This window comes from Leisingera caerulea DSM 24564 (genome assembly GCF_000473325.1).
In the GTDB taxonomy this organism is placed as follows: Bacteria; Pseudomonadota; Alphaproteobacteria; order Rhodobacterales; family Rhodobacteraceae; genus Leisingera; species Leisingera caerulea.
In genome coordinates this window covers 1-26941 of the sequence record NZ_AXBI01000020.1, presented here as the reverse complement: position 1 = coordinate 26941, position 26941 = coordinate 1, and the positions used below count along the sequence as shown (strand labels likewise).

At 60.4% G+C, this 26941-nt stretch carries 31 protein-coding genes; 20 read left to right on the top strand and 11 right to left on the bottom strand.

What is annotated here, in order from left to right; translation table 11 throughout:
* Window positions 1-17: 17 nt before the first annotated feature.
* The 3 genes from CAER_RS0103405 to CAER_RS0103395 form a co-directional block, all read right to left on the bottom strand.
* Entirely contained in the window at window positions 18-623 is a 606-nt protein-coding gene (locus CAER_RS0103405) for a hypothetical protein (protein ID WP_027234096.1), read from the bottom strand.
* Window positions 623-883: a hypothetical protein gene (locus CAER_RS0103400; protein ID WP_027234095.1), complete on the bottom strand. Its 261-nt coding sequence runs from the start codon at window positions 881-883 to the stop codon at window positions 623-625. The genes CAER_RS0103405 and CAER_RS0103400 overlap by 1 nt, the downstream gene beginning before the upstream one ends.
* Window positions 884-1016: 133 nt before the next feature.
* Window positions 1017-2948: a DUF4139 domain-containing protein gene (locus CAER_RS0103395; protein WP_027234094.1), complete on the bottom strand. Its 1932-nt coding sequence runs from the start codon at window positions 2946-2948 to the stop codon at window positions 1017-1019.
* 428 nt (window positions 2949-3376) lie between these two features.
* On the opposite strand from CAER_RS0103395, the gene CAER_RS0103390 reads away from it, so the two are divergent.
* The 15 genes from CAER_RS0103390 (at window position 3377) to CAER_RS27305 (ending at window position 15828) form a co-directional block, all read left to right on the top strand.
* The gene (locus CAER_RS0103390) at window positions 3377-3772 is read left to right on the top strand and encodes a hypothetical protein (protein ID WP_027234093.1); all 396 of its coding nucleotides are present in this window, start codon (window positions 3377-3379) and stop codon (window positions 3770-3772) included.
* A 102-nt stretch (window positions 3773-3874) separates the two neighbouring features.
* Window positions 3875-5113 carry a phosphoribosyltransferase domain-containing protein gene (locus tag CAER_RS0103385; RefSeq protein WP_051357664.1) on the top strand — a complete coding sequence of 413 codons (1239 nt, stop codon included), beginning with the start codon at window positions 3875-3877 and terminating at the stop codon, window positions 5111-5113.
* Window positions 5110-5850 carry an HAD family hydrolase gene (locus tag CAER_RS0103380; protein WP_027234091.1) on the top strand — a complete coding sequence of 247 codons (741 nt, stop codon included), beginning with the start codon at window positions 5110-5112 and terminating at the stop codon, window positions 5848-5850. Before CAER_RS0103385 ends, CAER_RS0103380 begins: the two co-directional genes overlap by 4 nt.
* Before the next feature lie 16 nt (window positions 5851-5866).
* Window positions 5867-6988 (top strand): cysteine protease StiP domain-containing protein, encoded by a 1122-nt coding sequence (locus CAER_RS0103375; protein ID WP_027234090.1) that lies wholly within the window; start codon window positions 5867-5869, stop codon window positions 6986-6988.
* Between the two features lies 1 nt (window position 6989).
* Window positions 6990-7952, top strand: a complete 963-nt coding sequence (locus CAER_RS0103370; RefSeq protein ID WP_084299371.1) for an HpcH/HpaI aldolase/citrate lyase family protein — start codon at window positions 6990-6992, stop codon at window positions 7950-7952.
* A gap of 81 nt (window positions 7953-8033) precedes the next feature.
* Window positions 8034-8627 (top strand): TerD family protein, encoded by a 594-nt coding sequence (locus CAER_RS0103365; protein WP_027234088.1) that lies wholly within the window; start codon window positions 8034-8036, stop codon window positions 8625-8627.
* A gap of 12 nt (window positions 8628-8639) precedes the next feature.
* Window positions 8640-9089 carry a tellurite resistance TerB family protein gene (locus tag CAER_RS0103360; RefSeq protein WP_027234087.1) on the top strand — a complete coding sequence of 150 codons (450 nt, stop codon included), beginning with the start codon at window positions 8640-8642 and terminating at the stop codon, window positions 9087-9089.
* Window positions 9090-9153: 64 nt separating this feature from the next.
* On the top strand, window positions 9154-10134 hold the full coding sequence (locus CAER_RS27310) for a calcium/sodium antiporter (RefSeq protein ID WP_051357663.1): 981 nt from the start codon (window positions 9154-9156) through the stop codon (window positions 10132-10134).
* A gap of 27 nt (window positions 10135-10161) precedes the next feature.
* Window positions 10162-10743: a TerD family protein gene (locus tag CAER_RS0103350; RefSeq protein ID WP_027234086.1), complete on the top strand. Its 582-nt coding sequence runs from the start codon at window positions 10162-10164 to the stop codon at window positions 10741-10743.
* An 80-nt stretch (window positions 10744-10823) separates the two neighbouring features.
* Entirely contained in the window at window positions 10824-11402 is a 579-nt protein-coding gene (locus CAER_RS0103345; protein ID WP_027234085.1) for a TerD family protein, read from the top strand.
* A gap of 97 nt (window positions 11403-11499) precedes the next feature.
* On the top strand, window positions 11500-12024 hold the full coding sequence (locus tag CAER_RS0103340; protein WP_027234084.1) for a TerD family protein: 525 nt from the start codon (window positions 11500-11502) through the stop codon (window positions 12022-12024).
* 81 nt (window positions 12025-12105) lie between these two features.
* Window positions 12106-13353: a VWA domain-containing protein gene (locus tag CAER_RS0103335; protein ID WP_027234083.1), complete on the top strand. Its 1248-nt coding sequence runs from the start codon at window positions 12106-12108 to the stop codon at window positions 13351-13353.
* A gap of 49 nt (window positions 13354-13402) precedes the next feature.
* The gene (locus CAER_RS0103330) at window positions 13403-14584 is read left to right on the top strand and encodes a TerD family protein (protein WP_027234082.1); all 1182 of its coding nucleotides are present in this window, start codon (window positions 13403-13405) and stop codon (window positions 14582-14584) included.
* 58 nt (window positions 14585-14642) lie between these two features.
* Window positions 14643-15077: a J domain-containing protein gene (locus CAER_RS0103325; protein WP_161631052.1), complete on the top strand. Its 435-nt coding sequence runs from the start codon at window positions 14643-14645 to the stop codon at window positions 15075-15077.
* Between the two features lie 16 nt (window positions 15078-15093).
* The gene (locus CAER_RS27305; RefSeq protein WP_036796860.1) at window positions 15094-15828 is read left to right on the top strand and encodes a DsbA family protein; all 735 of its coding nucleotides are present in this window, start codon (window positions 15094-15096) and stop codon (window positions 15826-15828) included.
* 302 nt (window positions 15829-16130) lie between these two features.
* On the opposite strand, the gene CAER_RS0103315 is transcribed toward CAER_RS27305, so the two are convergent.
* Window positions 16131-16895 carry a hypothetical protein gene (locus tag CAER_RS0103315; protein WP_027234080.1) on the bottom strand — a complete coding sequence of 255 codons (765 nt, stop codon included), beginning with the start codon at window positions 16893-16895 and terminating at the stop codon, window positions 16131-16133.
* A gap of 341 nt (window positions 16896-17236) precedes the next feature.
* Between CAER_RS0103315 and CAER_RS0103310 the strand changes: the two genes are divergently transcribed.
* A complete protein-coding gene (locus CAER_RS0103310) occupies window positions 17237-18280 on the top strand; it encodes a hypothetical protein (RefSeq protein WP_027234079.1) in 1044 nt (347 codons plus the stop codon).
* Window positions 18281-18454: 174 nt separating this feature from the next.
* On the opposite strand, the gene CAER_RS0103305 is transcribed toward CAER_RS0103310, so the two are convergent.
* Window positions 18455-18850: a hypothetical protein gene (locus tag CAER_RS0103305; protein WP_027234078.1), complete on the bottom strand. Its 396-nt coding sequence runs from the start codon at window positions 18848-18850 to the stop codon at window positions 18455-18457.
* Window positions 18851-19008: 158 nt separating this feature from the next.
* Between CAER_RS0103305 and CAER_RS29520 the strand changes: the two genes are divergently transcribed.
* Entirely contained in the window at window positions 19009-19467 is a 459-nt protein-coding gene (locus CAER_RS29520; protein ID WP_154667633.1) for a hypothetical protein, read from the top strand.
* A gap of 54 nt (window positions 19468-19521) precedes the next feature.
* Here the strand turns inward: CAER_RS29520 and CAER_RS0103295 are convergent, their stop codons facing one another.
* Together CAER_RS0103295 and CAER_RS0103290 are read right to left on the bottom strand one after the other, a co-directional pair.
* The gene (locus tag CAER_RS0103295) at window positions 19522-20316 is read right to left on the bottom strand and encodes a thymidylate synthase (protein ID WP_027234076.1); all 795 of its coding nucleotides are present in this window, start codon (window positions 20314-20316) and stop codon (window positions 19522-19524) included.
* A 37-nt stretch (window positions 20317-20353) separates the two neighbouring features.
* Window positions 20354-20539 carry a hypothetical protein gene (locus tag CAER_RS0103290; RefSeq protein WP_027234075.1) on the bottom strand — a complete coding sequence of 62 codons (186 nt, stop codon included), beginning with the start codon at window positions 20537-20539 and terminating at the stop codon, window positions 20354-20356.
* A 159-nt stretch (window positions 20540-20698) separates the two neighbouring features.
* Between CAER_RS0103290 and CAER_RS0103285 the strand changes: the two genes are divergently transcribed.
* Genes CAER_RS0103285 through CAER_RS0103275 form a run of 3 tightly spaced genes read left to right on the top strand, consistent with a single transcriptional unit; the run spans window position 20699 to window position 23498 of the window.
* Window positions 20699-21151, top strand: coding sequence for a helix-turn-helix domain-containing protein (locus CAER_RS0103285; RefSeq protein WP_084299366.1), 453 nt, complete (start codon window positions 20699-20701; stop codon window positions 21149-21151).
* Window positions 21152-21165: 14 nt separating this feature from the next.
* Window positions 21166-22413 carry a thioredoxin fold domain-containing protein gene (locus tag CAER_RS28735; RefSeq protein WP_027234073.1) on the top strand — a complete coding sequence of 416 codons (1248 nt, stop codon included), beginning with the start codon at window positions 21166-21168 and terminating at the stop codon, window positions 22411-22413.
* Between the two features lie 20 nt (window positions 22414-22433).
* Window positions 22434-23498: a hypothetical protein gene (locus CAER_RS0103275; RefSeq protein ID WP_027234072.1), complete on the top strand. Its 1065-nt coding sequence runs from the start codon at window positions 22434-22436 to the stop codon at window positions 23496-23498.
* A gap of 45 nt (window positions 23499-23543) precedes the next feature.
* Here CAER_RS0103275 and CAER_RS0103270 read toward each other — a convergent pair whose 3' ends face one another.
* From CAER_RS0103270 to CAER_RS0103255, 4 genes are read right to left on the bottom strand one after another with little or no spacing between them, the layout of a single operon-like run.
* Window positions 23544-24116 (bottom strand): GNAT family N-acetyltransferase, encoded by a 573-nt coding sequence (locus CAER_RS0103270; protein WP_154667631.1) that lies wholly within the window; start codon window positions 24114-24116, stop codon window positions 23544-23546.
* 8 nt (window positions 24117-24124) lie between these two features.
* Window positions 24125-24775 (bottom strand): hypothetical protein, encoded by a 651-nt coding sequence (locus CAER_RS28730; RefSeq protein ID WP_051357661.1) that lies wholly within the window; start codon window positions 24773-24775, stop codon window positions 24125-24127.
* 13 nt (window positions 24776-24788) lie between these two features.
* Window positions 24789-25835 (bottom strand): hypothetical protein, encoded by a 1047-nt coding sequence (locus CAER_RS0103260; RefSeq protein WP_154667630.1) that lies wholly within the window; start codon window positions 25833-25835, stop codon window positions 24789-24791.
* Window positions 25836-25895: 60 nt separating this feature from the next.
* A complete protein-coding gene (locus CAER_RS0103255; protein ID WP_154667629.1) occupies window positions 25896-26678 on the bottom strand; it encodes a hypothetical protein in 783 nt (260 codons plus the stop codon).
* Window positions 26679-26941 lie beyond the last annotated feature (263 nt).

Genomic DNA, 26941 nt, shown 5'->3' with positions numbered 1-26941 from the left:
GGTGTTTGCCTGCCTTTTCAGAAGAGATGGATTTCAATGCTGGAACGAAGCTCTGACACCGTTTCCCCGACGCCATCAGCGATCCCCAGGAGGTACCCCTTGTCGCCGGAAGGGACATGCTCATTCTGGACCCCGTCCCGCAACCGCTGCTCAAGCCCAGCCAGGTAGCCGCTCGCCTTCTCCCTGCATGCCGCAAGATCCCAGCCGTGCCGCGCTTCCATTTCCTGACGGACCTGTTCCGTCTCTTCACGCATGACCTGCGGATCCAGAAACCCGCCCAAATCCAGCAGGATGAGCCGGTTATCTTCGCACGGCCGGTGCTCAATGGTGCTGAAAATCAACTTGCCTGCAAGCCTGTCCGGCTGCTCCAGGTGCGATTGCAGCCAGGCTTCAGAGTCCCGCTCTGGCTGATCCGTGTCAACAATTACATCGTGCGTAGCAATAGATCTGTCCAGAGAGACGCAATAGGGAAAACCGAAAAGCTTTGCCGCGCGGTCATACATCACATGAGGATGATTGAAGTCGTGGTACCGGCGCCAGCCTTCCAGGGCATGGCGCTCCTGCGCCGCAGACCACAAAGCGGTTCCCGGCAGGCGCGTCCATTCCGGCGTCCCCGCCGGCATCAGGCCCGGCTCTCCATAACCGCGGAGACGCCGAGCGTGGTGATCCGCCAGGTGGAGGCTTTACCCGCCTTGACCGGCGTCCGCTCGACCATCTTGAGCTTCTCAAGTGCCTTCAGGGGCGTAATGGCCCACTCTTCCTTGAGCTTTTTTGACGTGGCAATGTCTTTGAATTGCGGGACCGTCATATACGCCTCCGCGGCGACCGTAGCCATCAGCCGCTCGAGAACGCGGAGCTGGATCGGGGTGGGTGTCTTGCTCATCAGTCTCTTCTCCAGGATACTTCACTCATCCGGGTAACGGATTTCACGCAATGGTAGTCTTGTTTTATTTTTTCTCACACTCCCTGCCTAAGGAAATATGTGGAAAATCCCAAGGCAGGAAGTGCATTTTCAATCAGGCTTCACCCAAACTCTCCAGCTCGGACCGGACCTTCTCCATGGCCTCATCGACGGACCGCAGGCTTCCTGACAACATGTTGATCTGGTTTTCCGCCTCCATGAGGGTCTCCAGGAAGCTGCTGTGCTCCATGCTGCCACGGACCAGGACACTGAGCATATCCCGGCTGCGCCGCTGATCTTCGATGGCCGCGCCGCGCTTCTCAAGAAGCGCCTCCCGTTTCCCTTGGAGCTCCTCCAGAAGCGTTTTGATGTCGAGCGCCCTGGCCAGGACTTCATGCTGAGCACGCTTCAGACCCTGCCAGGCCATCCAGTCCAGAATCTCTGCCGGGGTAACATCGCTCAGCCTGTGAAGCGCCTCCCGCGGCAGCTGCTCCTCAACTGAAATCTCGTGCGCCTCTCCCGCGGGAAGCTCAACTCGGATCATGACCCATCCCGGTCGGGAGTTGTCGGGCTCCACAGAGTGAACGGCACCCGATGCGGAGACGGACGGGGTCGCGCCGTGCTGGAGGGGGTGCTCGATGAGCAGCTCACGGCTCTCTTGCTTCGGGGCCGTCACAAGGTAGCGGGTGCTGCGCACCGCAACGTCTTTCAGCAGCACGGTGCCGCCAGAGACGACAAGGCCCGCCTCGCGCGTTTCCAGTCCGGCGACCTCCGATACTTCGGTCTTCTGATCTATGCCGAAGGCCACTGAGCCGGTAGCGCCCGGCGCAATCATCGGGAATGCCGCATCCCCCGCATAACCGGTCTCAGCATCGTGAATCGTCATAATGCCGGGCGGCAACCGGACCGGCAGATCATTGGTGACCACGAGCTGAAGTTCGGGAGCGCCTTTGCGCTCTCCGGCGCCTCCGGTCCATACCGAATAGTGATGCCCGTCCATGCTCCCGGCGATAAACGGAACCGACATCATCTTGCCGGACGGCAGATCGATCAGATCAGGGAACGTGAAACGTGTTGCAAGGGCGCCCTCATGGCCTGCGGCGCTTACCTCGGCCGCCATCAGCTCCGGGGCCATCCCTGCTGCAAAGCCCATGCTGTCGGCAGAAAATGCTTCCATCCTGGCGGCTTTGGCAAAGACTGGGCCGCCATCTTCATTCTCATACCGGTCCCGCACAGCCCACTTCCGCGAATGCAGGTCGGATTGAAGGGTCTTGGGGGCGCCGGAGCTGAGCGTCAGACTGATGTCCGACCAATCCTCACCGGTCGCATTTTCGATGACTGCCCATGCCTGAAGCGAGACCTCCCCCTCTGCGCCTAGAACGCTGCGGTACGCAGTCTTCCAGATCGGCGCAGGCACCACGTAGCTGATGGTTGTATCCGGTTTCGGATCTGTCAGCTCGAGAGTGATTTCTTTGACTTTCTGCCGGGAAGCGCCTGCAACCGCCGCCACTCCCGTGCTGAGTGCCTCGCGGACAGCGCCATCGAGGATCTTGACCCGCACATCCGCCGCCAGGGGAATGCGCGCGACATCGCCCTCGTCCGTGATCAGGTGCAAGCTCGCATGGCATTCGCCTTGCGTGCAATTCCCGGCAGGCGACACCCCAAGAACACGCCCGCCAGTGACGCCGGACGGATCCGTCACGCTGACACGCGTGCCCGGCAAGGCCTTAAGCAATCGCTCGATATTCTGGATGTCAGCCGGACTGACGGGCAGCGTAGTGAAGGCATCTTCGATCGGAGATGACCCATCGAGAACGATACGTGCGGCACCCGCGCCGCTCCCTTGCACAACAAGGGATTTCAGGACATCGTTCACATCTTTCAAGGGCACCTTCAGAGTGAGGCTTTGCTCCTCTCCAGCCGCTCTCTTGATATCTGCCACACCGGCATCAAACAGCGTCACAGCCTGAATTGGCGCATCGCCCGCAGCTGCCGTCGAAGCGGCTGCCATCAGAGCGGCAACAGCCATGTTGGAGAATTTCAGCATTTTGACCCTTCAGCTCTATTTCTCGCATAACATGCGTCACGAGGGCCAGGATTGGCAACTATTTTCGCAAATGCAGAGCCTCCAGAACGCCTCAACTGACGGAAGCGGCTTGGTGAAACGCCCTGTTTCACCACCCGTGTTTCACTTAACATGCTGAATTCACTGAGACATTTCTGGATGTAACAGTGAAACAGCCGAAACGGCGGGCGAATGTCTATAGGGAGATAAGACTCTCTGTGGGACTCTTCTTCTATATATATCTATCTATATCTTGTTACAGTGATACATAGATAAATAAATATAGAGAAATAAGGGGCTTAGCTGGTATCAACGGGACGATACCACCGTGATACGCCGATACGCAGGCTCGCGTTTTTATTTTTTCTCAAATTCCGCTATGATCCGGGGACCTTCCAAAGGAGCCCCAGATGACACGTGAATCCGACATCAGGTCTGCTGATTTTTCTTTCACCGAGACAAGGGTCAACCCAGCGTCTGAGGTGGATGTTTTCCGCCCGGACGGGATCGATGGCCTGGAGATCCAGGTGACGCTCATGCGTCATCCGTCAACGTGCGACCTGATCGCTGACAGCGTTCGCCTCACCGACCAGGAGGGCAAGCCCCTTCATGTCACCGGAGAGCATGGACAGGCTTTGAATGCTGATGAAATTGAGGTCCTGATCTGGGAAATCATCGAAGATGATGTTCAGCGCAGCCTGGAGTACAGCTACGGGAGGGAGCCGTCACGGCTGGCTGACGGTGAGCTAGCCCCGGCCGGTGCAATCCTGGTGACGCCCGAGGACGAGATGGCCTTCGAGATCTGACCGCCCGAACACATCCAGCCGTCACTTTTTCGCATTTTTGTCTTGCCATCCCCACCGGGCCGGGCAATTATGCGAAAATCTTTTTCCTCAAAGGGGCGGTTGATGTCTTTCCAAACAAGATCCATTGCTGACACGCAGACTTTGCCTCAGCGCCACATTTTCCCGCTGTCGCGCGGCACCATGACGCTCGACGTGACCACCAGCAAAGCTGACGTCACCGGCATCATCAAAATGGCTGAGCGCCAGAACCCCAAGCGCGCTTTTCTGTTCGTCTCCACGGTCCTGGGGCGCCACATCCCGGTGCCGGCCGCCAGCCATCGGCATATCCTTCAGGCACTGGCCCAGGAAGCTGCACAGCAGATCGACACCGCCCGCGACGTTCTTGTCATGGGATACGCCGAAACCGCAGTGGGGCTGGGGGCGGGGGTCTACGACGCTCTTCGGCAGTCTCACATGCTGGAAGGCCGTGCGGCCTATCTGCCGACAACGCGCCACCCGGAAGGCCGCCCCGTCTGGGCTGGGTTCAGTGAAGACCATTCCCATGCCACCGCACATAACGTCCTGGTCCCCGAGGATCCTGAGATCCGGGATGTGGCATTCAATGCGCCGACCCTGGTTCTTGTCGATGATGAGACCACCACAGGGAAAACCTTCGCAAACCTGCTCGCCGCTCTGGCAGCGGCTGGCCGGACGTTTGAAAGGATTTGCCTGGTCACCCTCACAGACTGGTCTGCGGGAGAAGTGCGAAAATCAATCTCCGAATTGCCCTTCTGCCAGCAAACTGACGTCCGCAGCGTGAGCCTGGTCGAGGGGCGTTGGAGCTGGTCGCCAGCTGCGGGCGCGGCTGAACAGACCATTCCGGCCTCCAAGGACAAGATCAAGGATGCCCGGATCGATGCCTCCGCCGGCAGCTGGCGGGCTGGGATCATGGGGGGCACCTCGCCCGAAACCGATGCGCTGATGCGATGGCTCCCCTCTGCCGATCAATGCGGCAGCGTTCTCATTATCGGAACGGGTGAATACGTTTGGCAGCCGTTCCGGGTCGCTGAAATGCTCGAAGAGGGCGGCTATCAGGCCTCGTTCCTCGCCACCACGCGCTCCCCGGTTCTGCTTGGGGAAACCATCACGCGTAAAGCCATCTTCCCGGATCATTACGGGATCGGTGTGCCGATGTATCTCCACAATGTCGATCCGCAGGCCTGGGGGCGGATTGTTCTGCTGAATGAAAGCGAGGACCTCTCCGGCCTCGCAGAGCCTTTGCGCGAATATCTTTCGACCTTCGCCGTCATGACGCCCGCCGGGCGCATCCACCAGTTCAATAAAGGGAAACTCTGCGCATGACCCCCGTTATTCTTGCAGACCTCGACGACACGATCTTCACCACCTTGAAGAGCTACCCGGACAGGGATCCGAAGACCCTTCAGCGTGTGACAACTGCCAAAAATGGCAATCACAGTTACATGTGCAGCCATCGCCAGGCGCTCCTTGCCTGGCTCTCCAGCGGCGCCACGCTTCTTCCTGTGACTGCGCGCAGCCTGGATGCGTTCAACCGGGTGCATCTCGATTCCTTCCGGGAGGGCGCAATCGTATCGAACGGTGCGATGATCCTCGCTCCGGATGGCTCTGAGGATCTGGCATGGTCCGAAGCAATTGCCAAAAAATGCGAAAAGGCAGCAGCCACCCTTGCAAGGGCGATCGAGGAGCTGGAAAAAGCCCCAATCAACATCCGTATCCACCAGCACATGCACAAAGGCATCATGCTGGGGATGACGGTGAAATCAAACGACGAAACCCAGTTGGGCGTCGATTTGAACCTCAGAACAGCAGAGAAGCTCTTCAAGGAGAGCTTCCAGTTCTCTGACGTCCAGGTGCATCGCAACGGTAATAATCTCGCGTTTGTCCCTGGCGGCGTCTCTAAAAAGTCTGCCGTGCAATATCTTCTCAGCATCCGTGAAGACCTGCAGAACCGCCCGACGGTCGGAGCAGGGGACTCTCTGGCGGACCTTCCCTTCATGGAGCTCTGCTCGATGATGCTGGTCCCCAACAACACTCAGAATTCCAAAAAGCTTTTTTCGTGAACCTGGAGGTTTGACCATGTTTGACAATTCTTCAACCCGAGTGCCTTTTTCAGGAAGCTACGCCAAGGATGACGTCGACTTCCTGCTGAAACCGGTGCAGATGCGGCCGACCGGCATCGATGAGAAGGAGGCGGCCATTCAGTCGGGCCGCCGCCACTATTCCGAAATGATCTCCGAAGAGGCCCGGCCCGATCAGCGCTACCTGAGCATTTTCGAAGATGCCTGGCAGCGAGGCCGCGAACGTATCGCCGCCGAAGTGATGGCTATCGCCAGGGAGATCCGCGCAGGCGTTGAGGAAGGAAGCCTTCCCGCGCAGGTGACCCTCTGCTCGCTTGTCCGGGCGGGTGCGCCTCTGGGCGTTCTGCTGCATCGGGCCTTACGCGATCTTGGCGTGGACAGCGCGCACTTTGGGATCTCCATCATCCGGGATCGCGGCATCGACATGAACGCCATGCGCTATGTTATGGGCAAGCGCGACCCGGACGGCATCCTGTTCGTTGATGGCTGGACCGGCAAGGGCGCCATCACGCGCGAGTTGCGCCACACCTGGACCGAAAACACCGGCCGGCGCCCTGTCCTTGTCGTGCTCGCAGATCCCTGCGGCATGGCAGATATTGCCGGCTCGAACGATGACTGGCTGATCCCCTCCGGCATTCTCGGCGCCAATATCTCGGGCCTGATCTCCCGCTCGATCCTGAATGCCGACGTCGTTGGCGAAAACGACTTTCACGGCTGCATCCCCGTGGATCATCTCCAGGACATCGACTACTCGGCCAGGTTCGTCGATGACATCCACGGCCTGATGCGCCAGCAGCAAGGTGCAGCGCTGGCTGAAGCAGTGTGCCAGGATCAATCCAGCGGCACCTCCAATGCGCTCACGCTGGACTCCGCGTCAGCCGTGACCCGGATCATGGAGATCTACCAGACGGAGAACCCGAACAGGGTGAAGCCGGGCATCGCTGAGGCCACTCGTGCCGTCCTGCGCCGCAAGCCCCATCACGTACTGGTTTCCAGTGAAGCGGACCCGGATCTGCAGGCACTGATCCACCTGTGCAAGGAGGGTGGCGTTGACTATTCCGTACGTCCGGATCTCACCGGCCCGTACCGAGCCGTTACCGTGATCTCCAAGGTTAGCTGATATGCACTCCGACGAACTGCATACCCGCGCCGCCGGCCTGGGCGCCACGCTCTACATGCCAGCAACAAATCCGCATGCGAAACGGGTCTTCGCAGGTGAAGACCTGAATGGCGCCGGATCCGTGGTCATCTGCCTGGAAGATGCGCTGCATGAAAACGATGTTGAGCGGGGGCTGAATGGCCTGCGCTCGCATTTGAAAACCCGATCCGAAAATGGCGCCCGCCACCAGAAAACGATGGTTTTTGTGCGTCCCCGCAATCTCGGCATGGCCCATCTGATCTCTGAAATGGAGGGCTTCTCCACGGTGAGCGGGATGATCGTGCCCAAGATGACTTTGAAAAGCGGGCCCGGATGGTTCGAGCTGGCCAGGGATCATGAGACACTGATCATGCCGACCCTGGAGACCGCGGAGTATTTCGATCCGGGATACGTGTCTTCAGTGGCTGACATGTTCGCCAGCGAAGGTCTGGACCGGGTCATGGCTGTCAGGCTTGGCGGCAATGACCTTCTGAACTGTCTCGGCCTGCGCCGCACGCCCGGCATGACCTCCTACGAGGGACCGCTGTCATACGTCCTCTCCATGATGGGTTCCCAAATGATGGCGCGCGGCCTTCCGGTGGCGGCACCGGTCTTTGATATCATCCATGACACCAAGACATTGATCCGCGAGGTTGAGCAGGATGTGCTGCGGGGGTTCATCGGCAAGACCGCGATCCATCCGGCTCAGATCGACATCATTCACGAGATGCTCAAGGTGAGCCGTGAGGATCTGCACATGGCCAAGGCCATTCTCGACGATGCATCCGCGGCGGTCTTTCAGATCCATGGCGTCATGTGCGAACCCGCCACCCATTCCCTCTGGGCCCGCCGGATTCTGTCCCGGGCAAAGACATGGGGTGTTTACGAGCAGCCGGAGCTCGAGGCGGTCACGTCCGGACACGGCCGCGAAGCTGTCGCTGTATAATTTTTTCTTTTTTTCGCATTTTCGCTTGCAAGCACTTTGCGAAAAACAATATGTTCAGGGTGAACTTAACAGGAGACCATAATGACGATCTCTCTCTCGAAGGGTCAGGCGCTGTCCCTCTCCAAGGAAACCGGCCTGAGCAAGGTCTACATGGGCCTGGGCTGGGATGCCGCACGGCCGCAGAAGACCGGCTTCTTCAGCCGCGTACTGGGCGCCGCTGCCGGCGGTGGTGACATTGACCTGGACGCTTCGGTCATCGTTTTCGACGCCAACGGCAATGCGCTGGACACGGTCTGGTTCCGCCAGCTGAACGGCATGGGCGGCGCCATTCGCCATTCCGGCGATAACCGCACCGGTGATGGCGACGGCGACGACGAAGTAATCTCGGTTGACCTGGCCGCTCTGCCTGCAAATGCCGTGAGCTTGGTCTTCACCGTGAACAGCTTCACCGGCCAGACCTTCAACGAGGTCGAGAACGCCGAATGCCGTCTCGTCGACCAGAACGGCAACAAAGAGCTGTGCAAGTTCGTGCTGGCAGAAAAGGGCTCGCACACCGGCGTCGTCATGGCAGCGCTGTCGCGCAAGGGCGGCGAGTGGTCGATGACCGCGATCGGCGAAATCGCAAATGGCCGCACCGTCCGCGATCTCGCGGATGCTGCAGTGCGCTACGCGTAAGAGGGGGCTGTTATGCTGGGTTGGCTGAAAAACACCACCGAAAACGCGCGCTCCGCTCTGGTGGCCGAGATGTCGAAGTACCGCAACCGTGAGTTCATGGAGGCCTGTGTGGCAGCCGGTGCTCTGATGGCGGCGGCGGACGGCGAAATCTCGAGCGATGAGAAGCGCAAGATGATCGGCGTCATCGAGAACACCGACGAGCTGAAGCACTTTGACATGGGCGATGTGATCGCTTTCTTCGAAAGCATCGTGAAAAAATTCGAATTTGACGTCGAGATCGGCCGTGCAGAGGCGCTGAAGATCATCGGCCGGATCAAGGGCAAGGAAGAACAGGCCCGCATGCTGGTCCGTGTGGCCTGCATCATCGGCGGCGCTGATGGCAATTTCGACGATGACGAAAAGGCTGTTGGCCGCATGATCGCCGTCGACCTGGGGCTGAACCCGGGCGATTTCGAGCTGTAAACGCCTCGCCCGAGGCATTCCCGCCTCGGGCACACTTTGCGAAAATGTAAGGAATTTTCACAAAATGCATAGCCTCGAAACCTACCAAATGGCCATGGTTGCGCTCGGCGCCATCGGTTTTGGCGTTTGGCTTCTGTGCAAGGGCGGGGACTGGACTGTCGATTCCGCCTCTGCCATTGCAGAACGGTCCGGCCTGTCCAAGCTTTTCATCGCGGCGACAATCGTGGCCTTCGGCACTTCCGCGCCGGAGCTCTTCACCTCCATCAATGCCAATCTGTCCGGGTATCCTGGCATCTCCGTTGGCAATGTGATCGGTTCGAACATCGCGAATGTGCTGATGGTATTGGGGCTCTCGGCGATCATTGCCCCGATCCTGATCGACCGCAAGGATGTGCGGGTTGATGCCATGGTCATGCTGCTGGCAACCGCAACGCTGGTCCCGGCAATGATCTACGGCATTCTGCCCCGCTGGGCGGGCGGCGCAATGGTTGCGACGATCGTGATCTACATCCTCTATCAGTGGCGCGCATCCAAGATCGAAGTTGAAGACGACGAGGATGGCGAGGATGAGGGTGCAAACCCCTACCTGATGGTCGTGGCCGGGATCACCACCTTGCTGATCGGCTCCGAGATCCTCGTACAGGGCGCGGTTGCGGGCGGTATGGCGCTGGGTGTTCCGGAATCCGTGATCGGCATGACAGTGATCGCTTTCGGCACCTCTTTGCCGGAGCTGACGGCCTGTATCGCCGCGGCACGCAAGGGCCACTCCGAAATGATCGTTGGCGGCATCGTCGGCTCCAACATCTTCAACATCTTCTCGGTCCTGGCTTTCAGCGCCATCGCGAAGCCTCTGGTGATGGATAGCGGCTTCCTGGGCTTCGATCTGCCCGTCGTGATCGCGGTGACCCTGATCTTCGCCTTCTTCCTCCTGGCCCGCGGCCGGATCAGCAAGCGGGCAGGCGCCGTGATGCTCGCCTCCTATCTGGCCTTCATTGGCTGGCAATACTTCACCCCGGCTGCAGGCACCCTGCTGGCAGCCATCTAATCTGCGAAAATACGAAAGGTCTTTTCCATGACAATCTCTCTCTCCAAGGGCAGCAATATCTCCCTGAGCAAGACCGACCCGTCGCTGACCCGCCTGCTGGTCGGCCTGGGCTGGGACCCGCGCGCCACTGATGGCCAGGAATTCGATCTGGACGCATCGCTGTTCATGGTGAACGGCACCGGCAAAGTCCGCGGCCCGGAAGACTTCATCTTCTACAAGCAGCTGACCTCCCCTTGCGGCTCCATCGAGCATACCGGCGACAACCGTACCGGCGAGGGTGAGGGCGATGATGAGGTGATCAACATCGACCTGTCGAAAGTCCCGGCAGACATCCAGCGCCTGATCGTCACCGTCACCATCCACGACGCCGAACAGCGCCGCCAGTCGTTCGGCCAGGTCGGCGGCGCCTTCATGCGGGTTGTCAACCGCGACTCCAATGCGGAGGTCGCCCGCTACGATCTTTCGGAGGACTACTCGACCGAAACCGCCATGATTTTTGGCGAGGTCTACCGCCACAACGGCGACTGGAAGTTCAAAGCAGTCGGCCAGGGCTTTGCCGGCGGCCTGCTGACCATGTGCCGCCAGTTCGGCATCGACGCCTCCGCATAAGCCTGCGCCCCGCCCGGGCGGACCGGGCGGGGTCAACCACGAAAACACCTGCAACACAACCGTTCTGAAAGGACATTCCCATGGCAGTATCGCTCTCCAAAGGCGGCAACGTTTCCCTGACCAAAGAAGCACCCGGCCTGACCGCCATCCTCGTCGGCCTGGGCTGGGACGCCCGCGCAACCGATGGCAAAGACTTCGACCTGGACGCCTCCGTTTTCGCCGTCGGCGCTGACGGCAAGGTCCGCTCGGATGCGGACTTCATCTTCTACGGCAACAAGACCGGCCTGGATGGCGCCATCGAGCACCTCGGCGACAACCGCACCGGCGATGGCGACGGTGATGATGAGCAGGTCAAGGTCGACCTGTCGAAAGTCCCGGCCGATATCGAGAAGCTGGTCTTCGGCGTGACCATCCACGAGGCGGAACAGAACGGCCAGACCTTCGGCCAGGTGTCCAACGCCTTCATGCGCATCGAGAACCAGGACGGCGGTGCCGAGCTGGCCCGTTTCGATCTGAGCGAAGACGCTTCGATGGAAACCGCGATGATCTTCGGCGAGCTGTACCGCAAGGGCGACGAGTGGAAGTTCAAGGCCATCGAACAGGGCTTCGCAGGCGGCCTGGCGCCGCTGGCCACCGCACATGGCGTGAACATCGGCTAAGGCCGGAGCCGGGGCCCGCGCACACCGCGGGCCCTTTCCCGAAGCCGTGCATGCCCGCGGCTTCTGGAAAGGGAACCGGAACCCTTCAGGAGTCAGCATGAAACTCGTTCCAGGACAGAACATCACCCTGTCAGCACAAGCAACACTGATCCGGGTCAAGATCCCGCAGCAGGGCTATATCATCCACGCGATCGCGCTTGGATCCGATGGGAAGGCAGTTCCTGCGGCGGCTGCAGCCTATTATGGCCGGACCGGTCTGCCTGGCCTCACCCTCGCTAAACCTGCGAGCGCTGAGCCGGTGGTCCAGGTCCGCCCGGAGGACATCCCTCATGGTACCGAGCGAATGCTCCTGTGCCTTTCGGCCTGGTCCGGGTTCATCTCCGCTGCAGGCAAGGATGCGATCGAAATCGCAGATGATGAGAAAGCCTACACTGCGGACATTCCCTTCACCGGCGAATACGAGCGCTCCCTGATCCTCGGAGAGATCTACCGGCGCAAAGGCGAAATCCGGTTCAAGATCAGGATGGAAGGCTTCAAGCATGGCATCGAAAGCCTGAACCAAACCTATGGTCTGGGGCTCGAGACCACACCGCCGGTCCGTCTGCATTCGCCACAGCTGTGATGCCCCGAGCGGCCAATGCCCAGCCTGCGCACCGGCACTGCCGCCATCTCTGAACACATGACACATCGAAGGAAGGCCGACATGACCTCACTTTCCATGGGCGCCAATGCGCCATTCCCGGACACGCCGGCCGATCTGCGCATTGGCCTTCCCGCAAGCATCGACGTGACCGCCCTCATGACCTATTCCGGCGGCAAGGTGCGCGGGGATGGCGATATGCTGTTCTTCAATCAGCCCGACATCGCCAATGGCGCTCTGAAACTTCGGCAGGCCAGCGGCGAGGCCGTGATCCATGTCGATCCGGCGCGGATCCCGGCGGACGTCGAGAAGATTGTGATCACCGCAACCCTCGATGGCGCGGGAGCAACCTTCGCCCAGGTTCCCGCCTTCAGCATCCAGGCAGGTGACGGCATTGCCCTGCCGATCGACCCGGCCGGCAGGAGTGAAGCGGCCCTGATCCTCGCAGAGATCTACCGGCGGGGAGGCGGCTGGAAGATCCGCAATGTCAGCCAGGGCTTCAATGGCGGCCTGGCTGCCCTTGCCACGCACTTCGGGATCGAGGTGGCTCAGGAGGAAGCTCCTGCCGCAGCTGCCGCAGCTGCCTCAGTTTCTCTGGAGAAGAAAATGGTCAGCCTGGAGAAGAAGGATCCAGGACTGGTTTCATTGGTCAAGCAGGTCGGCGTCTCGCTCGAGAAGAAGGGTGTCTCAAGGGACCGCGCCAAAGTCGCCCTGGTGCTTGATATTTCCGGCTCGATGAACTCCCTGTACCGCTCGGGCAAGATCGACACGCTTGTCCGGCGCGTGATGGCTCTTGGCTACAGGATGGATGACGATGGGGAAATCGACGTTTTCCTGTTCGGGCGCAAGGTTCATGACTTCGGCTCCGTGGGCATCGACACCTACCAAGGCACCGTAAGCCGCATCCGCGCTGAGTACCCGCTGGAAGGCGGAACCCGGTATGGCGACGCCATTGCGCGTGTCCGGGCGTTCTACGCCCAGAACAACCCTGAAGGCCTTCCCGTATACGTGATGTTCGTCACCGACGGCGGCACGGACGACAAAGCCAAGACCATCCGCGAAATCCGCGCGGCTTCGGCTGAGCCGCTCTTCTGGAAGTTCATGGCAATCCAGTCCGGCGGCGGCCTGTTCGACCGGAAGCGGTTCGAGTTCCTGACCAACCTCGATGATCTCGATGGACGGGTCGTGGACAATGCCGACGCCTTTTCCCTGCGGGATCCGGCGGCGCCGAGCGACGCGGAAATGTTCGACCTGATGATGGAGGAATATGCCGATTGGATCGCCGCGGCGGAAAACCAGTCGATCCTTTGATTTCACGCCCGGCCCGCGTGGCCGGGCAGCTGCTCAAGAGGTCTATACCATGCAATCTTTGACGCCGGGGGCCAATGCCCCTCTCGGGGCGCTTGCTTCCCGGATCCAGTTCGAAACCGGCACGATTCCGGGAGCAGAGATCGATGTCTCCGCCTTCCTGGTCGGGCAGGATGGAAAAGTGCGCGGTGATGGGGATATGTGCTTTTATGGCCAGCCGCGCGTTGCCGGCGGCGCCGTCGAATTTCTGCCCGAAAGCGGACGTGCAGGCCAGAGCGTCTTCTCGTTCGATCTGCACCGGCTGCCGCGGGGCGTTGAAAAAATCATCTTTGCCGCGACCATTTATGAAAACCGGGCATCCTTCGGGCGCATCCCCGGCATTACCGTCTCTTGCGAAACCGGCCTCTCCGGGCAAATCCCCTGCACCGGAATGACCGAAACGGCACTCATGCTGGCTGAGCTGTACCAGCGCAACGGGCAGTGGAAGCTGCGCATGCTGGGGCAAGGTTTCAATGGCGGCCTCCCGGCGCTGGCAACGCATCTTGGCGTGGATGTGGCGGGCGCTCCATCCTCCCCGGCGCCTGCGGTAAAGCCCGCGCCGGTGCCACCGCCTGCCGCTCCTACCGTTTCGCTCAGCAAAGTCTCCCTGACCAAGGAGAAGGCAACGGTTTCCCTCAAGAAGCCGGACGGCCGCTTCGGCACAATCCGCTGCAACCTCAACTGGCAGCAACGCCCTCCGGCGCGCGGTATCATGGGCGGCCTGTTTGGCAGCCAGCAAGTCGACCTCGACCTGGGCGCCCTCGTTGAGGACCGCTACGGGAACAAGTTCTGCGTCCAGGCGCTTGGCAACTCCTTCGGGGATTTCACCTATGCGCCGTATGTCCGCCTCAAGGGCGACGACCGGACCGGTGCGGTTGCTGATGGTGAGTGGCTGGAGATCAACGGTCAGCAATGGCCGGAGTTCAATCGCATTCTTCTGTTCGCCTTCATTTATGACGGGGTGCCGGACTGGCGCCAGACGGACGGGGTCGTGCGGCTGTTCATCCCGGATCAGCCCGAAATCGAGGTGCGGATGAATGAATTCGGCTCGCAGGACGGAATGTGCGCCGTTGCGCTGCTGGAGAACCATGGCGGCCAGATCAAGGTGAAGCGGGAGGTGAAATTCTTCTCCTCCCACAGGTACATGGATGCGCACTATGGCTGGGGCATGAACTGGGTTGCCGGCCGGAAGTAACGCTGTACCCCGGGCCCGCGCAAGCGCGCGGGCCTCTTGAACAGAGCAGGTGATGCAGGTGGATATGATCGCGGGAGCTATAGGGCTGGCAGGCGCATCCGGGCTCCTGTGGTCTGCTCGGTCGCTGCTGAGATGGATCGAGAGCAATGCCGATCTGCGCCGCGAGAACCGGGAGCTGCGCACTCATATCCAGCATCTCGAGGCCAACATATGGGGCCTGTCGGAAGGCCTGGCCGCATGCCTGCACCAAACCCCGGACGGGTCTGCTGACCTGGCCGATGATGAGGATCCGGTCCGGGTAAACCGGCCGAAATCCGAAATGCAGGCTTGCAGGGTGCTGAGCATCGATCCGTTGCGCCCGATATCCCGCGAAGTCCTGCGCGCGGCATACCGGAGAGCCATCAAACAGGCTCATCCGGACGCCGGAGGAAACCCGGAAACATTCCGGGTCGTCCAGGAGGCATATGCTCTCCTCACCAGAATATGCGAATAATAGAAAGGAAAATGACATGAAGACCCTTTTTGCCGCGGCCGCCCTGGCGGCGCTGTCGGCATCGCCCCTGGCGGCCCAGTACAATGCGGCGACCATGCCGCTGGCGGGCGAGTTCATCCGCTCCTATCTGCTTGAGAACCCGGAAGTCGTGGTGGAAGCCCTCCAGGCGTATGAGCAGAACCGCAAGATCGACCAGCTGAACGAGATGACCGCTGCGGTCGGCGCGGCGCACGCCGAGCTGTTCAACGATCCGGACTCGCCGGTCATCGGCAATGCAGAGGGCGACGTGACTGTCGTCGAGTTTGCCGATTACCGCTGCGGTCATTGCCGCAATACGAATGCCGCACTGCGCTCTGTTCTGGCGGCCGACCCGGGCGTGAAAGTCATCATCAAGGAATGGCCCATCCTGGGCGCTGCCTCACAGACTGCGGCGCGCTACGCCCTGGCGGTAAATGCGCTTCACGGGGCGGAGGCCTACCATAAGGTCCACGATGCGCTCTATGACGCTGCGGGTCAGTTTGATTCCGCCTGGTTCCACGACCACGCGGCCGGGCAGGGGTATGATTTCGACGAGCTGTCCCTGGCAATGGACAGCGCCGAAGTCACGGCTGAGCTGGCGCAGACCATGCGCCTGGCGGAGCGCATCGGCATTACCGGAACGCCCTTCCTGGTGGTCGGGGATGAAGTCGTTCCCGGCGCCTTGGGCGCAGAGGATTTCACAACGCTGATCGCGCAGGCGCGCCAGGATTGATTGACGGCTTCGCCGGGGCCCGCTGTGCGGGCCGCGGTCCGGATTCCTGATCGGATCCGGACCTTCATTCTTTGAAGAAGAGAGAGGGTGGGGGAGTGGTCAAGGGAGGTTCTGCCGTTCGCTCCGTGCGCGGCAATACTGATCTTTTAGCCTCATTCCAGCGCACGCAGCTGCGATGGTCCGGGTTCTTCATGGCTTGGATGCAATGGCGCGGGGCGCGGAATGCCGGCGTACCCGGCGCTCGATGCAAAAAAGGGGCGCGAATTATCGCGCCCCTTGTTCCTGATTGGGTTCCCCGGTGATTAATCCGGAGTGTAGGGGGAGAGAGTGAAGCCACCGTTCGCCTGGAAGTCGCCATCGGTGCCGCCGACCAGACCGATAACCCCTGCGTCGTCACCCGAGCCGACAACGATGCCGTCGATGGTGCCGGTGTGGGTGCTCACAGAGGCGCCATCCTCGCGGTAGATCACGCTTGCCGCATTGTCGGAGAACTCACCGTTCACGAGGTTTGCGGTCGAGTAGTATTCCACCGAGTTGAAGTCGCCGGTCGCAACGGAGCGATCGGTTGCCATGCCGCCGAAGTGCGCCTGGCCGGTCGCGGTATCGAGGGTCACAGATGCCTCACCCGAACCGATGTTCCAGGTCGAGCCGCCATCCACGGTGTAGGAGACCTCGAAAGCGCCGTTGAACTGGCCGTCCGGGACATCGGTCGACGCCACCAGACCATCGTCCATGGTGTAGAGGGTCGCCTCGTCGCCTTTGACGTACTGGATCAGACCGTAGGTGCCGTCAGCCAGCCGGTCCACGGTCACGGTGTGGCGCTCGCCGTTCACCACCTCGGAGCGCTGCAGGCGGGTCATGTTGTTCTCGTTGGTGTGCTGGTTGTAGACAACCGCGCCGCCGTCAACGACGTAGTCCAGCAGGTCAGCCGAGGAGTTGGATGCAGGTGCGGTCGCTGCCGGGGGCGGAGTGACAGGGGAGCCGCCGGTGCTGCCCGAGCCGCCGCCGCAAGCTGCCAGGGACATCAGGCCGAGAACTGCAACGCTTTTGATGGTGATGGTGTTCATTTTTCGTGTCTCCGGTAGGTGTCGGCTCAGGGCCATTCGTTGTTTCTGCCACTAACTTATTCGCAAAGTTTTTCCTAAGCAAGAGGTCAAAAGCAGATTTGCGAAAAAATTTTACACAGCCCGCCAGATTTGAGGGGACGCCTGGAGGCCCTTAATATAACTGCGTCATACCAGACAGATAGATCATGCACGCGCGCCGCGCGAGCGCCTGCAGATATTCTTGCCGGCGGGTTTGCGAAAAACTCGGCTTAGGTAATAGTTTTTCCGTTGACTGTTTTTCGCATAACTGCCAAATTGACCCCAGAAAGACTTTTCACATACAGCGTCACAAGGTTCTGATCATGATGAAGCGCGCCTCTGCAGTTCTTGCTCTTCTTTCCTCTCTGGCCGCGGCACCCGCCGCTGCGCAGGTGCGGCTTGGCGAGCAGCTGGACGCAATCCGCCTTGCAGGCTCGGAGCGGATGATGGTTCACGTCCTGTCTTACAAGGGCCTTCCGGCCCAGGCGCGTGCGGCACGCGAGAAGGTCCTGACCCGCATGGGGCTGCGCGGCCAGCCCGGCAGTGTCAGCGGTGCCAGCTTCCAGTTCTCTCCGATCATGACCCATGACAGCAACATCAATGGCGGCTTTGCCAGCGACAGCTTCACCGTAGCGGGTATCCCGTTCACCATCGGGGAAGACTACCGGGCCGTCGGCGGTCTGGTTCTTGGTGTCAGCGGCTCCGGCCGGGCACGGGTTGCGCTTGGCAACTCCACCGCCCTGGACCTGCGTGCCGGCGGCTCCATCGGCTACGCACCGGAGCATGACATGGTCAAAACGTCTCTGGGCGGCACCGCCTGCATCGAGCACATGGTCAGCTACTCGACCTATGCCAACGCATGCGTCGATGCCAGCTACCACGGGTATGAACTTGGTGAGAGCAAGCGGGTCGGCGCACGCGTGGGCATGAGCCACATCGTGTCTTCCAGCGTCGGCGTTCACGAGATCTCGGCTTCTGTCCTTCTCAATCGCCACCTGAATACCACGATCTACAACCAGAAAATCGGCAGCCTGTCCGTCTCCTCCGCGATCCCGGGCCCCTTTGCCGTGAACCTGGGCGTTCAGGTTGGCGAGAGCGTCTCCGGCGTTAAGGCCATGCGCTACCGCGCCTTTGCCGGCCTGGGCTTTCTCGCCTTTGACCGTCCCAGCTCCGTCTCTGTGAGCCTGCAGGAAAACGAAGGCGGAATGTGGATGGGCCGGGAGCTTTCGGAGACCATCACCAGCCTGGGCGTCCGCCATCAGATCAGCAAAAAGCTGACCGTTTCGGCAAGCGTTTCCATGATCGACAGCTCTGACAGCTTCTTCGATGACACCCAATACGGCGTGAATTTCGCCTGGCGCTTCTAACCGGGCGCCACCCCTCCAAACCTCTCTCACTTCAAAGAATAGATGGCCCGGATCCGAACAGGATCCGGGCCATTTCCCGCTTGCGGGCCCTTGCGGAGCACCACGTCCCCCAGGACGGCAGTAATTTAACATAACGGTTCTTACAGGGCATCCGGCGCCGGGATGCGCGTCAGGTCAAAACGGGATCTCCGGATCCAGGTCCCGGTACGGCTCCGGCCGCGGCTGCTCGACTTCCGCCTGCACCAGCTGCGGAGCGATCTCCACCTCTTCACCGGCGGCGATACGCTGGCGGGTATCGGTTTCGATGCGGATATGCTCCAGCGTGTCCTCGAACCTGTATTTTAGGCGCTCCGCGCCTGAAAACCCTTCCGACCACTTCCCCTGCTGATAGGTTTGCTCCATGGCAATCCGCTCATCCATCTGGGCAATCCTGCGCTCGATGAAAGACGCCAGGTTTTGGAGATGGCGATCATCCATGTCGCCAAGCCGGACTTCCTGGCGCCGGGCAGTCACCCAGCGCCAGTCTTTGGCAGCGCGGCGCTGCTTACCATCATACGGCGGATTCATCATAGCCAGGCCTCCATTTCATCGGCAAGGATAGCTCCTTGCCGCGAAAAAGGCGCGACTGGCCATGAGGCCCCTTAATGGCGGGTCGGACTGCCACGGCAATATCCCATTTACAAACAGTGCGTTAAAGGGTTTCCTGCCCGTCATGGAGGTAGCTTATCATGCATGAACCCTTAGGGAGCTTGTCAGCATACAGCCACGGCTATTCGGGCGCGAAGCTTACGGATTACAAACGCCAGAAGCCTTTTGCTTCTAAGATGGCAAAACTTCTTGAGGATCTTGGCTACGCGGAAGCCATTCGCGCTCGGGACGCGGATCGCGTGATGGAAATATCCAAGGTCTATGTCGACAAATGGCTGGAATTCGACCCGGCCTTTCCCGGTCTGCATAATTTCTTCCAGGCGCCCTACTGGCTCAATCGGCTGACCGGCGGGCTTGTCCGGCACAAGCGGTTTGAGGAGGCAAAGTCCTACCTCGACATCTACTTCGGCAGAGAGTGGGATCGGCTGTTCTTCCCGAACAAAGGCTCTCTCAACAAGACCTTGCGCAAGCGCCATGAACGTATGGAAAAACTCGTTTCTGCATCCAAGGATGCACAGCAGGCTGCGCCTTCCCCATGAGCCGGCTGCACGTTTCCGGCCAGCTCATGGGGTCATAACTCTCTGGCGGCAGCCTTAGACCGCCACCGGAGCCTTGATCGCCGGATGAGGGTCATACCCCTCGATTTCAAAGTCTTCGAAGCGGAAGTCGAAAATTGAATTCACCTGCCGTTTGATCTTCAGCCGCGGCGCCGGGCGCGGCTCGCGGCTCAGCTGCAGCTTCACCTGCTCGATGTGGTTCGAATAGATGTGGGCATCGCCGATCGTGTGAATGAAGTCGCCCGGCTCATAGCCGGTCACATGTGCAAGCATATGCGTCAAAAGCGCATAACTTGCTGAATTAAAAGGAATTCCGAGCAGCATGTCACCGCTGCGCTGATACAACTGCAGGTGGAGCTTGCCCGCAGCAATCCGGACCTGCCAGAGAGTATGGCACGGCGGCAGGGCCATCCGGCCGATGTCTGCCGGGTTCCAAGCGGTGACGATCAGCCGGCGGCTGTCAGGTGTATTCCTGATGTCGTCCACGAGCTTTTCGATCTGATCGATCGTGCCGCGCTCACCACCCGGCCATTGGCGCCACTGCGCCCCGTAGACCGGTCCCAGATCGCCATTCTCATCCGCCCATTCATCCCAGATCGAGACGCCGTTCTCTTTGAGGTAGCCAATATTGGTGTTCCCGGAGAGAAACCACAGCAGCTCATGAATAATGGACTTCAGGTGGAGCTTCTTGGTGGTCACCAGCGGGAATCCGTCTGCCAGGCGGTAGCGGGACTGCATGCCGAACAGCGAAATTGTTCCAGTGCCGGTGCGGTCTGTGGACGGCGTGCCGGTCTCAAGGATCTCGCTCAGAGCATTGAGGTATTGCTTCATAATCTGGTTCCTGAAATTCGATCAGCCCGCTTCGGGCCTATTCGTAAACATACCAGGCCATGCCCGGCGTGGAGATTTCCAATGCTAGCAGTCCGACCGCCACCAAAACGCCGACCGCAAACACGGACAGCGCAATCTTGGCATAGAAGCGGGCGCGTTCGGCCAGGCCTCCAGGCCGGGCCTTCTGCTGCTTTTTCGCCTTCGCGAGGTAGTTTGTGCTCATGGCCGCTCCAAATTTTCTGTGCAGATCCGATAATATGTTTGCGAAAAACGATAGACAACATTAAATTTTACCGCGCATACTGCACAGAGCGGCGACAAGACCGCATTCTCGGGAAAACGAGCCACCTGCCTGGCAACCGGAAACACAAACTAAGAAGTGATGACATCAATGACCGCCAGCAAGAATGCCGCAATAGTGGATTGCGTTACCGCCAATCCCACGGCTGATCAGGACTACCGCGTGCAGGCCCGCGGCCGCCCGGAGCGTGACCCCGTAGAAACTGCCCGGCGTATTCTGCGGCGCAAGCATTTTGGCAACCGCATGCGTGAACTGCGCAACGGCGCCTCGCTGACACTGGCACAGGCCGCAAACCTTGCCGGGGTGACCTCGCCGCGCAAACTGTCCCAGTATGAAACCACATGCTACCCGCCCGGCGAAGTCATCGTCGGCCTGGCGCCGCACTATGGTGTCAGCGAGAAGGATCTTGCCGGTCTCGTCCTGGCGCATTCGGATCCCGACTTGTTCAAAGCTCTCACCGGCAACGCCGGATACGAGCCCAGCCGGGCGGATATTGCCGCCTTCATCAACGCCAGCGCCGACGGCAGCGCCTGACAGGAGCACATATCGTGATTGCGAAAATCAAACTCGGGGCGCGCGGCGCCCTCCTCTCTGCGACCGTCATTGCGGCATCGGCCAGCGCTGTGCATGCCCAGCAGGCGGCCAGCGCGCTGGATTTCCAGCTCAAGGGTTCTGTTGAAGGAATGACGGCCTATGAGGTTTCCGGTTCCGACGGTGTCTGGCTGATGTCCCCGGATGGCAAGACCTTCATCAACGGCATGGTCTACGACCTCAGCGGCGACGCGCCCGTCATCAATTTCAAAGAGGTCAGCGAGGATCATTTGCCGGAGTTTCTGCGCCAGCCGAAGCCACGATCCCAATCGGCGCCGGTTCCGATTGCGCAAAAGCCTTCTGTCCAGGAAGGCAACATCATTGCTGATGTCATGAATGGCGCCGGCGCGGCTCTGGTCAATGTCGATGATGCGAAAAAACATGAGCTTGTGGCCGACCTGGTTGCCCGCATGGACCGCGCGCAAAGCCCGGAGGAATTCAAGCTGCTGATCCTGGAGTGGCAAGCTGAAATCGAAGGCAATGCGGCCGCGGCGGCCGCGGCGGGCAAAGCCTTGAAGGAGCTCTCCACCGAAGCGCCCGCGGAACCGCCCCGCCCTGCCCTCCAGAACAGCTCCGCCATCGGCGCCAGCGCAGCCGTGCAGGTGACCCCCGCGGCCGAACCCGCGCCCTCCCCGGTCGCGACCATTGCGCGTGAGGAAGCGCCAGCAGCTGTCGAGGCGTCGGCCTCCCCCCAAACCGATGGTGAAATGCTTCTGCAGGCCATGCGCGAAGATGGCTTCTGGTTTGCGATTGGCGAAACCTCTGCGCCGGTGGCCTACGTCTTCATCGATCCGATGTGCCCCTACTGCGCGAAAGCAATCCACAACCTGAAACCCAAGCTCGACGACGGCTCGCTGCAGCTGCGCGTCCTGCTGGCGCCGGTACTGTCGCGCGCGTCCTACGGCAAGATCGCCTCCATTCTCACCTCGCAAGACCCGGTTGGCACCTTCCTGGAGCACGAGCTCGAATACGCCCAACGCGGCGCTTCCGGGCTGCCAAGGGCCAACGAGGATGACATTCCGGCGGAACTGGCGGAAGGCGTCCGGGTCAACTATGGCATGATCTTTGACAACGGCCTGCCAGGCGTTCCCTTCTTCGCGTACGAGACCAGCGATGGGCCGAAATTCCTGTCAGGTGTGCCCCAGCCGGATCACTTCTCCGACGCTTTGCCGGATGCCTACAGCGGCACCGCGCCCCGTAAGTGATTGTGGAAAGGACGACGGACATGAAGCACTTTCACCCCCTCATCGGTCTCAAGACTGCGGCGATGATGGTCACCGCGCTCGGCGCGGGGCTTTTGATCTTCACACCGCCGCATACCGCAGTCGCCGTCGAAAGCGAGGTGACGGCACCGAATGCCTTTGATGGCATCCCGGGCCTCACCCCGACAGATCCGGTTGCCGGGATGAATGCCTGGAAGGCCGAAGGCTCAACCATGATGTATCTGCAGGATCCCGAAACCGGTGATCTTGTCGCCGGCTTTGTCTTTGATGCGGAAGGCAAGGCCCTGCATCCTGATCTCAAGGAGGTCGAGAACTCCGGCATCCGCCGGATGATCGAAAAGCTCCACGGCCCCTCCATTTCCATTCCCGAGGCGCATGCGCCAACGGTGGAGGAAAAGCTGTCAGCGCTGCCGGAAGCGGAGCGCAAAATTGCCATTGGCCAGCTGATTGAGGTCCTGCGCGGCGTTGAGGACGAAGCCGCCTTCAACACCGCCATCGAAGAATGGCTCGAAGGCATTGATGCCGCAGGGCCTGAAGAGGTTTCACTGCTGGACGCGGCCCGCGGAAGCTTTTGGATGCAGGTCGGCAATCCGGATGCACCGGTTGCCTATGTATTCACGGATCCGGCCTGCGAACCCTGCCGCGCTTCCACGGACCTGCTGCGCGAGAAGGTGAAGGCAGGTGAGCTGCAGCTGCGCGTGATGATGCTGTCCATGGTGGATGAAAATGCCCTCAACACGATCGCCGGGATCATTGCCTCGGAAGATCCGGCCGGAACCTTCCTGGCCATGAGCATGGAAACCGATGATGATTTTCCGTCGGCGAAGCCCCATGATCTGCCGGACGTCATCCAGGCCGGCCTGGATCGCAACTACCAGCTGGCAGAAGCGGCCGCCATCCCGCAGCTTCCGTTCTACATCTTCGATACAGAAGAGGGCCCGCGCTACATCTCGGGCGTTCCAAGTGTGGAGCAGCTGAAGAGCGCATTGCCGCCCACTGTCCGGCTTCAGCCCGCCGCCGCAGCAGCGCCTGAGGATGGGCCGGGCGAGGGCAAGGCAGAGGAATAGAGGAAAGGGCCCCGGGTTTCCGGGGCCTTTTTCTTAGCCAGGACCCTAAAGGCTGAAGCGGCAATCGGTGTCCGGCTGCCTGAGCCGGGTCAGCTCGCCATGCAGAAGATTGTAACCGGAAAGATGCGCCGCACGACCGCCTGGCGAATATGCGGGGCTGTCCAGGCTCCAGGTGGGGAGCGCCCCGTCCATGAGGAAGCGTTCCTTTACCAGGTGTGATCCGATCCCCCTGCGGCGCCAGGCATCGCAAACGCCAAGCTGGCATCCGGTGTAGAGGCCGGCGATCGTCTCTTCCCCGGGGCGAAGGTCAATCGCTGCGACCCCGATGACGAAGCCGCTGCTGTCCGCGGCCTCGCAGATCGCAACGCCGTAAACGGCCATGAGGCTTTGCACACCTGGCCGCCTTTGCAGTGTCTCAATCGCCCAGTCCCTCAGAAGCCCTGTATCAGGGATCCCGAGGTCGGTCATAGCGTCCTGGAGAACATCCCCCCAAGGCTTTGCAAAAACAGGGTCGATGTCCAAATCCTGCTCCGAAAAGCCGGGCCCGGTCAGAAAATCCGTTTCATTCAGGCCGCCAAAGGTCTCTTCAAGAAAAACGAGCAGATCGGCGTCGCTCATCGGTGAGGTCATAGGGCCATCACTGGCTCGGGCTCTTCGAGCTCGAAAATCTCCTGCAGCAGCGCATCAAACTCCGCCCTCATCGTGGCGAGATCAGCGCTGCAGTTATCAAAAACGTGGTCAGTGCCGACCGCGGAAACGAACTTGTCCGTTTCCATCCCGGCCGGGCGCTCAACCCCCTCGATCTCGCGCTGCACTTCGATGATCTTGCCGCCAAGCGCGCGCAGTTCCGGAGCTTCATAGACGATGGATTCCACAACCAGCCGTTTCTGTTCGCCGGGATTCTTTCCAAGATGCCGCCGCAGCTCCATGCCGATCGTGAATTCAGGCCCCATTTCAATGCCCATGCACTTGCCGAATTTTTCCATGAAAAACCGCGGCATGTAATGGTCACCCAGTTCGCACTTGCCGGGGATCACGTGCTCGGGGTTCGCTATGATCGGCAGCAATGGGGATGGGACATCCTTCAGATCGCCATCCGTCATCCGCCAGGCTTCCTCCTCGCTGGCGCCGATATGCATGAAATAGGCGCGCGAGGCCGCTTTGCCGCCATCAAAAGGGTGAACCCGGCTGAAACCGTGGTTCTTCACCAAGTGATCAGCAACCTTAGATTTTCCGACGCCGCGCCCGCCCTTGAGGCCGATGATGATATCTTTCATGGTTCAGCTTCCGTCAATTGAGGGTCATCGCGCATTCGGTATTCGCGCTTTTCATTTTCGCAGACACTGCGGGATGCACACGCAGATCCCCGCGCGGGTTCACGCTGAGGATCAATCCGCCCTCGATGGCATGGATCGGCCGGCGCGCAGACCTCAGCGACGTCTGGATCATCTCCTGCGCCTCAGGAGCGTCTGAGTTTGCCATGGACTTCATGACACCTTCCCGCAGGCGCTTATTGAACTCGCGGGACACCCAGATCACCTGGGAACTGTTGGCCAGCTCCATGTCTTCCGACAGCTCCGGGGTCGCCGGCCCTGCGGCGCCCGGGCCTGCAGCAAACGCCGCACGGCCGCAATTGCGCACAGCCTCTTCGCTGATCGCCCCGCTGGTGATCTTTTGCGACAGCTGCTCGATTGCCGCACCTGCATCATCGGCGTTGCTGACGGCGATGTTGACATGCACGTTGGTCACCGGTGCCGGAGGGCTGGCATTTGCCGCTTCTTTCTTGCCCAGAAGCTTTTGCGCGGCCCAGCCATAGGCCTCTTTCAGCCCCATGAAGACACCAAAGGCTTCCGTTGCCATGACCAGCGCCTTCCCGGCCTTTTCGACCGCACCGCCCGGGTCCTCGGTAATGGCATTGCGGATTGTCGCGTGCCAGTGCGAGGCCGCCTCCGCCCCCTTGGAGGACATAACAGAGAAAGCGTTTTTCGCAACTTCTGCCTTGTCCCCGAGATAGGTCCGCATGGTTTGCAGGATCTGCGAGCAGCGGTGGCCGATGTCACCTCCGACACTCTGCAGCCAGTCACCAATACTGGTGCCCGTGGCGCTCAGCCACGTCAGGCCGCCATCAAAATAGGCATTGATGGCCTCGACGGACGGGGCCAGCGGTGTATGGGAAATCGCATAGGCCAAGCCATCCTGCGCCATCATGATGACTTCGGGGAGCGGGGCGCCGAAGTAAGTCGACGCAACCACGCTTCCGGCCATGAACAATGCCTGCCGCTCGGGGTGGCGGCCGAACAGAGTATCGATCCGCCCATTTATCATCTCATGTTTCACTGCGCACCTCGTAGATTTCCAGAGCAGTCTACCGGCAAGCAATGAAAAAAACCGCGGTAATCAGGCAGGTTTTGTCATGTTCTTGTGGAGCGCGCTCCACGCAATATCCCGGGCAACCCCCTCGACTCCGGCGGACGCCTTTTTGGCTTGCGCCACAACCAGATCATGGAGGTCCTCCTCCGGCGGCTGGCTCATCTCGTTCTCGAGGCCTTCCAGCATCTCGTCAAACTGGTCGAGCACATTGTCCACCGAAAGCGCTGCCATGGCGACAAGTGCGCCCGGAATGTTTTCCAGGCTGCGCTGGCAATGACGCAAGGCGTTGAGGCTGCCGCTGCTGTCCTCAACCAGCCGCGCAAGCACCCTGCCCCGGCTGATGGGGTCAGACGCCATCAAGCCTGCGCTGTTGGCAATCCGGATGACTTCCGCGCTCGGGTAGGAGATCGAAGCATATACCTCGCGCCTGCGGGTGCAGGCGAACCCCTCCTCCACCGGGTTGAGGCGGTTGTCGATGATGTTGATCGTCACGTTTCCGCCATCGCCGCCGAACTGGAAGCTGCCGCGGCCCATGCTCTGCATACCCGGCGGCACCAGATCATCGGCCGCGGCCGGGCTGGCCGTGCGCAGCAGAATGACCCCTTCGCCTGAAACCAGGGTGAAGCGCTCACTGCATTCCAGCATTCCGATCGCTTCGAGGGCCCGCAAGGCCGCCAAAGCCTCAGGCATCGTGTCGTAGACCAGGATCCGATAGTCCCCGGCCGGGATCAAGCGGGTGTTGTCAGCGGACAGCGCCGGGCCCGACTTGCGGAATGTGATCCGCAAAGCGTCTTTCCTGCGCCGCTTCATATCAAGGTGCAGCGGAAGGAAGACGGTGTCTTCAATCCGGGGCAGATCGCCCAGATGTCCCGGCCGTTTACGGGCTAAGGCGGGGCAGACTTTCAGCATAAAATCTTCGACCTGCCTAACCGTAACCTGGCTCTCCTCACAATTGTTCATTTTTGTTCTGCTCCGATAGAAGTGACTTGCATCTACATACAAGGCGATCCGGGAAAGGTTTCACGCTCAGTGATTTTTTTGACCACCTGGATAAAACCTTTGTGTGCGGCATG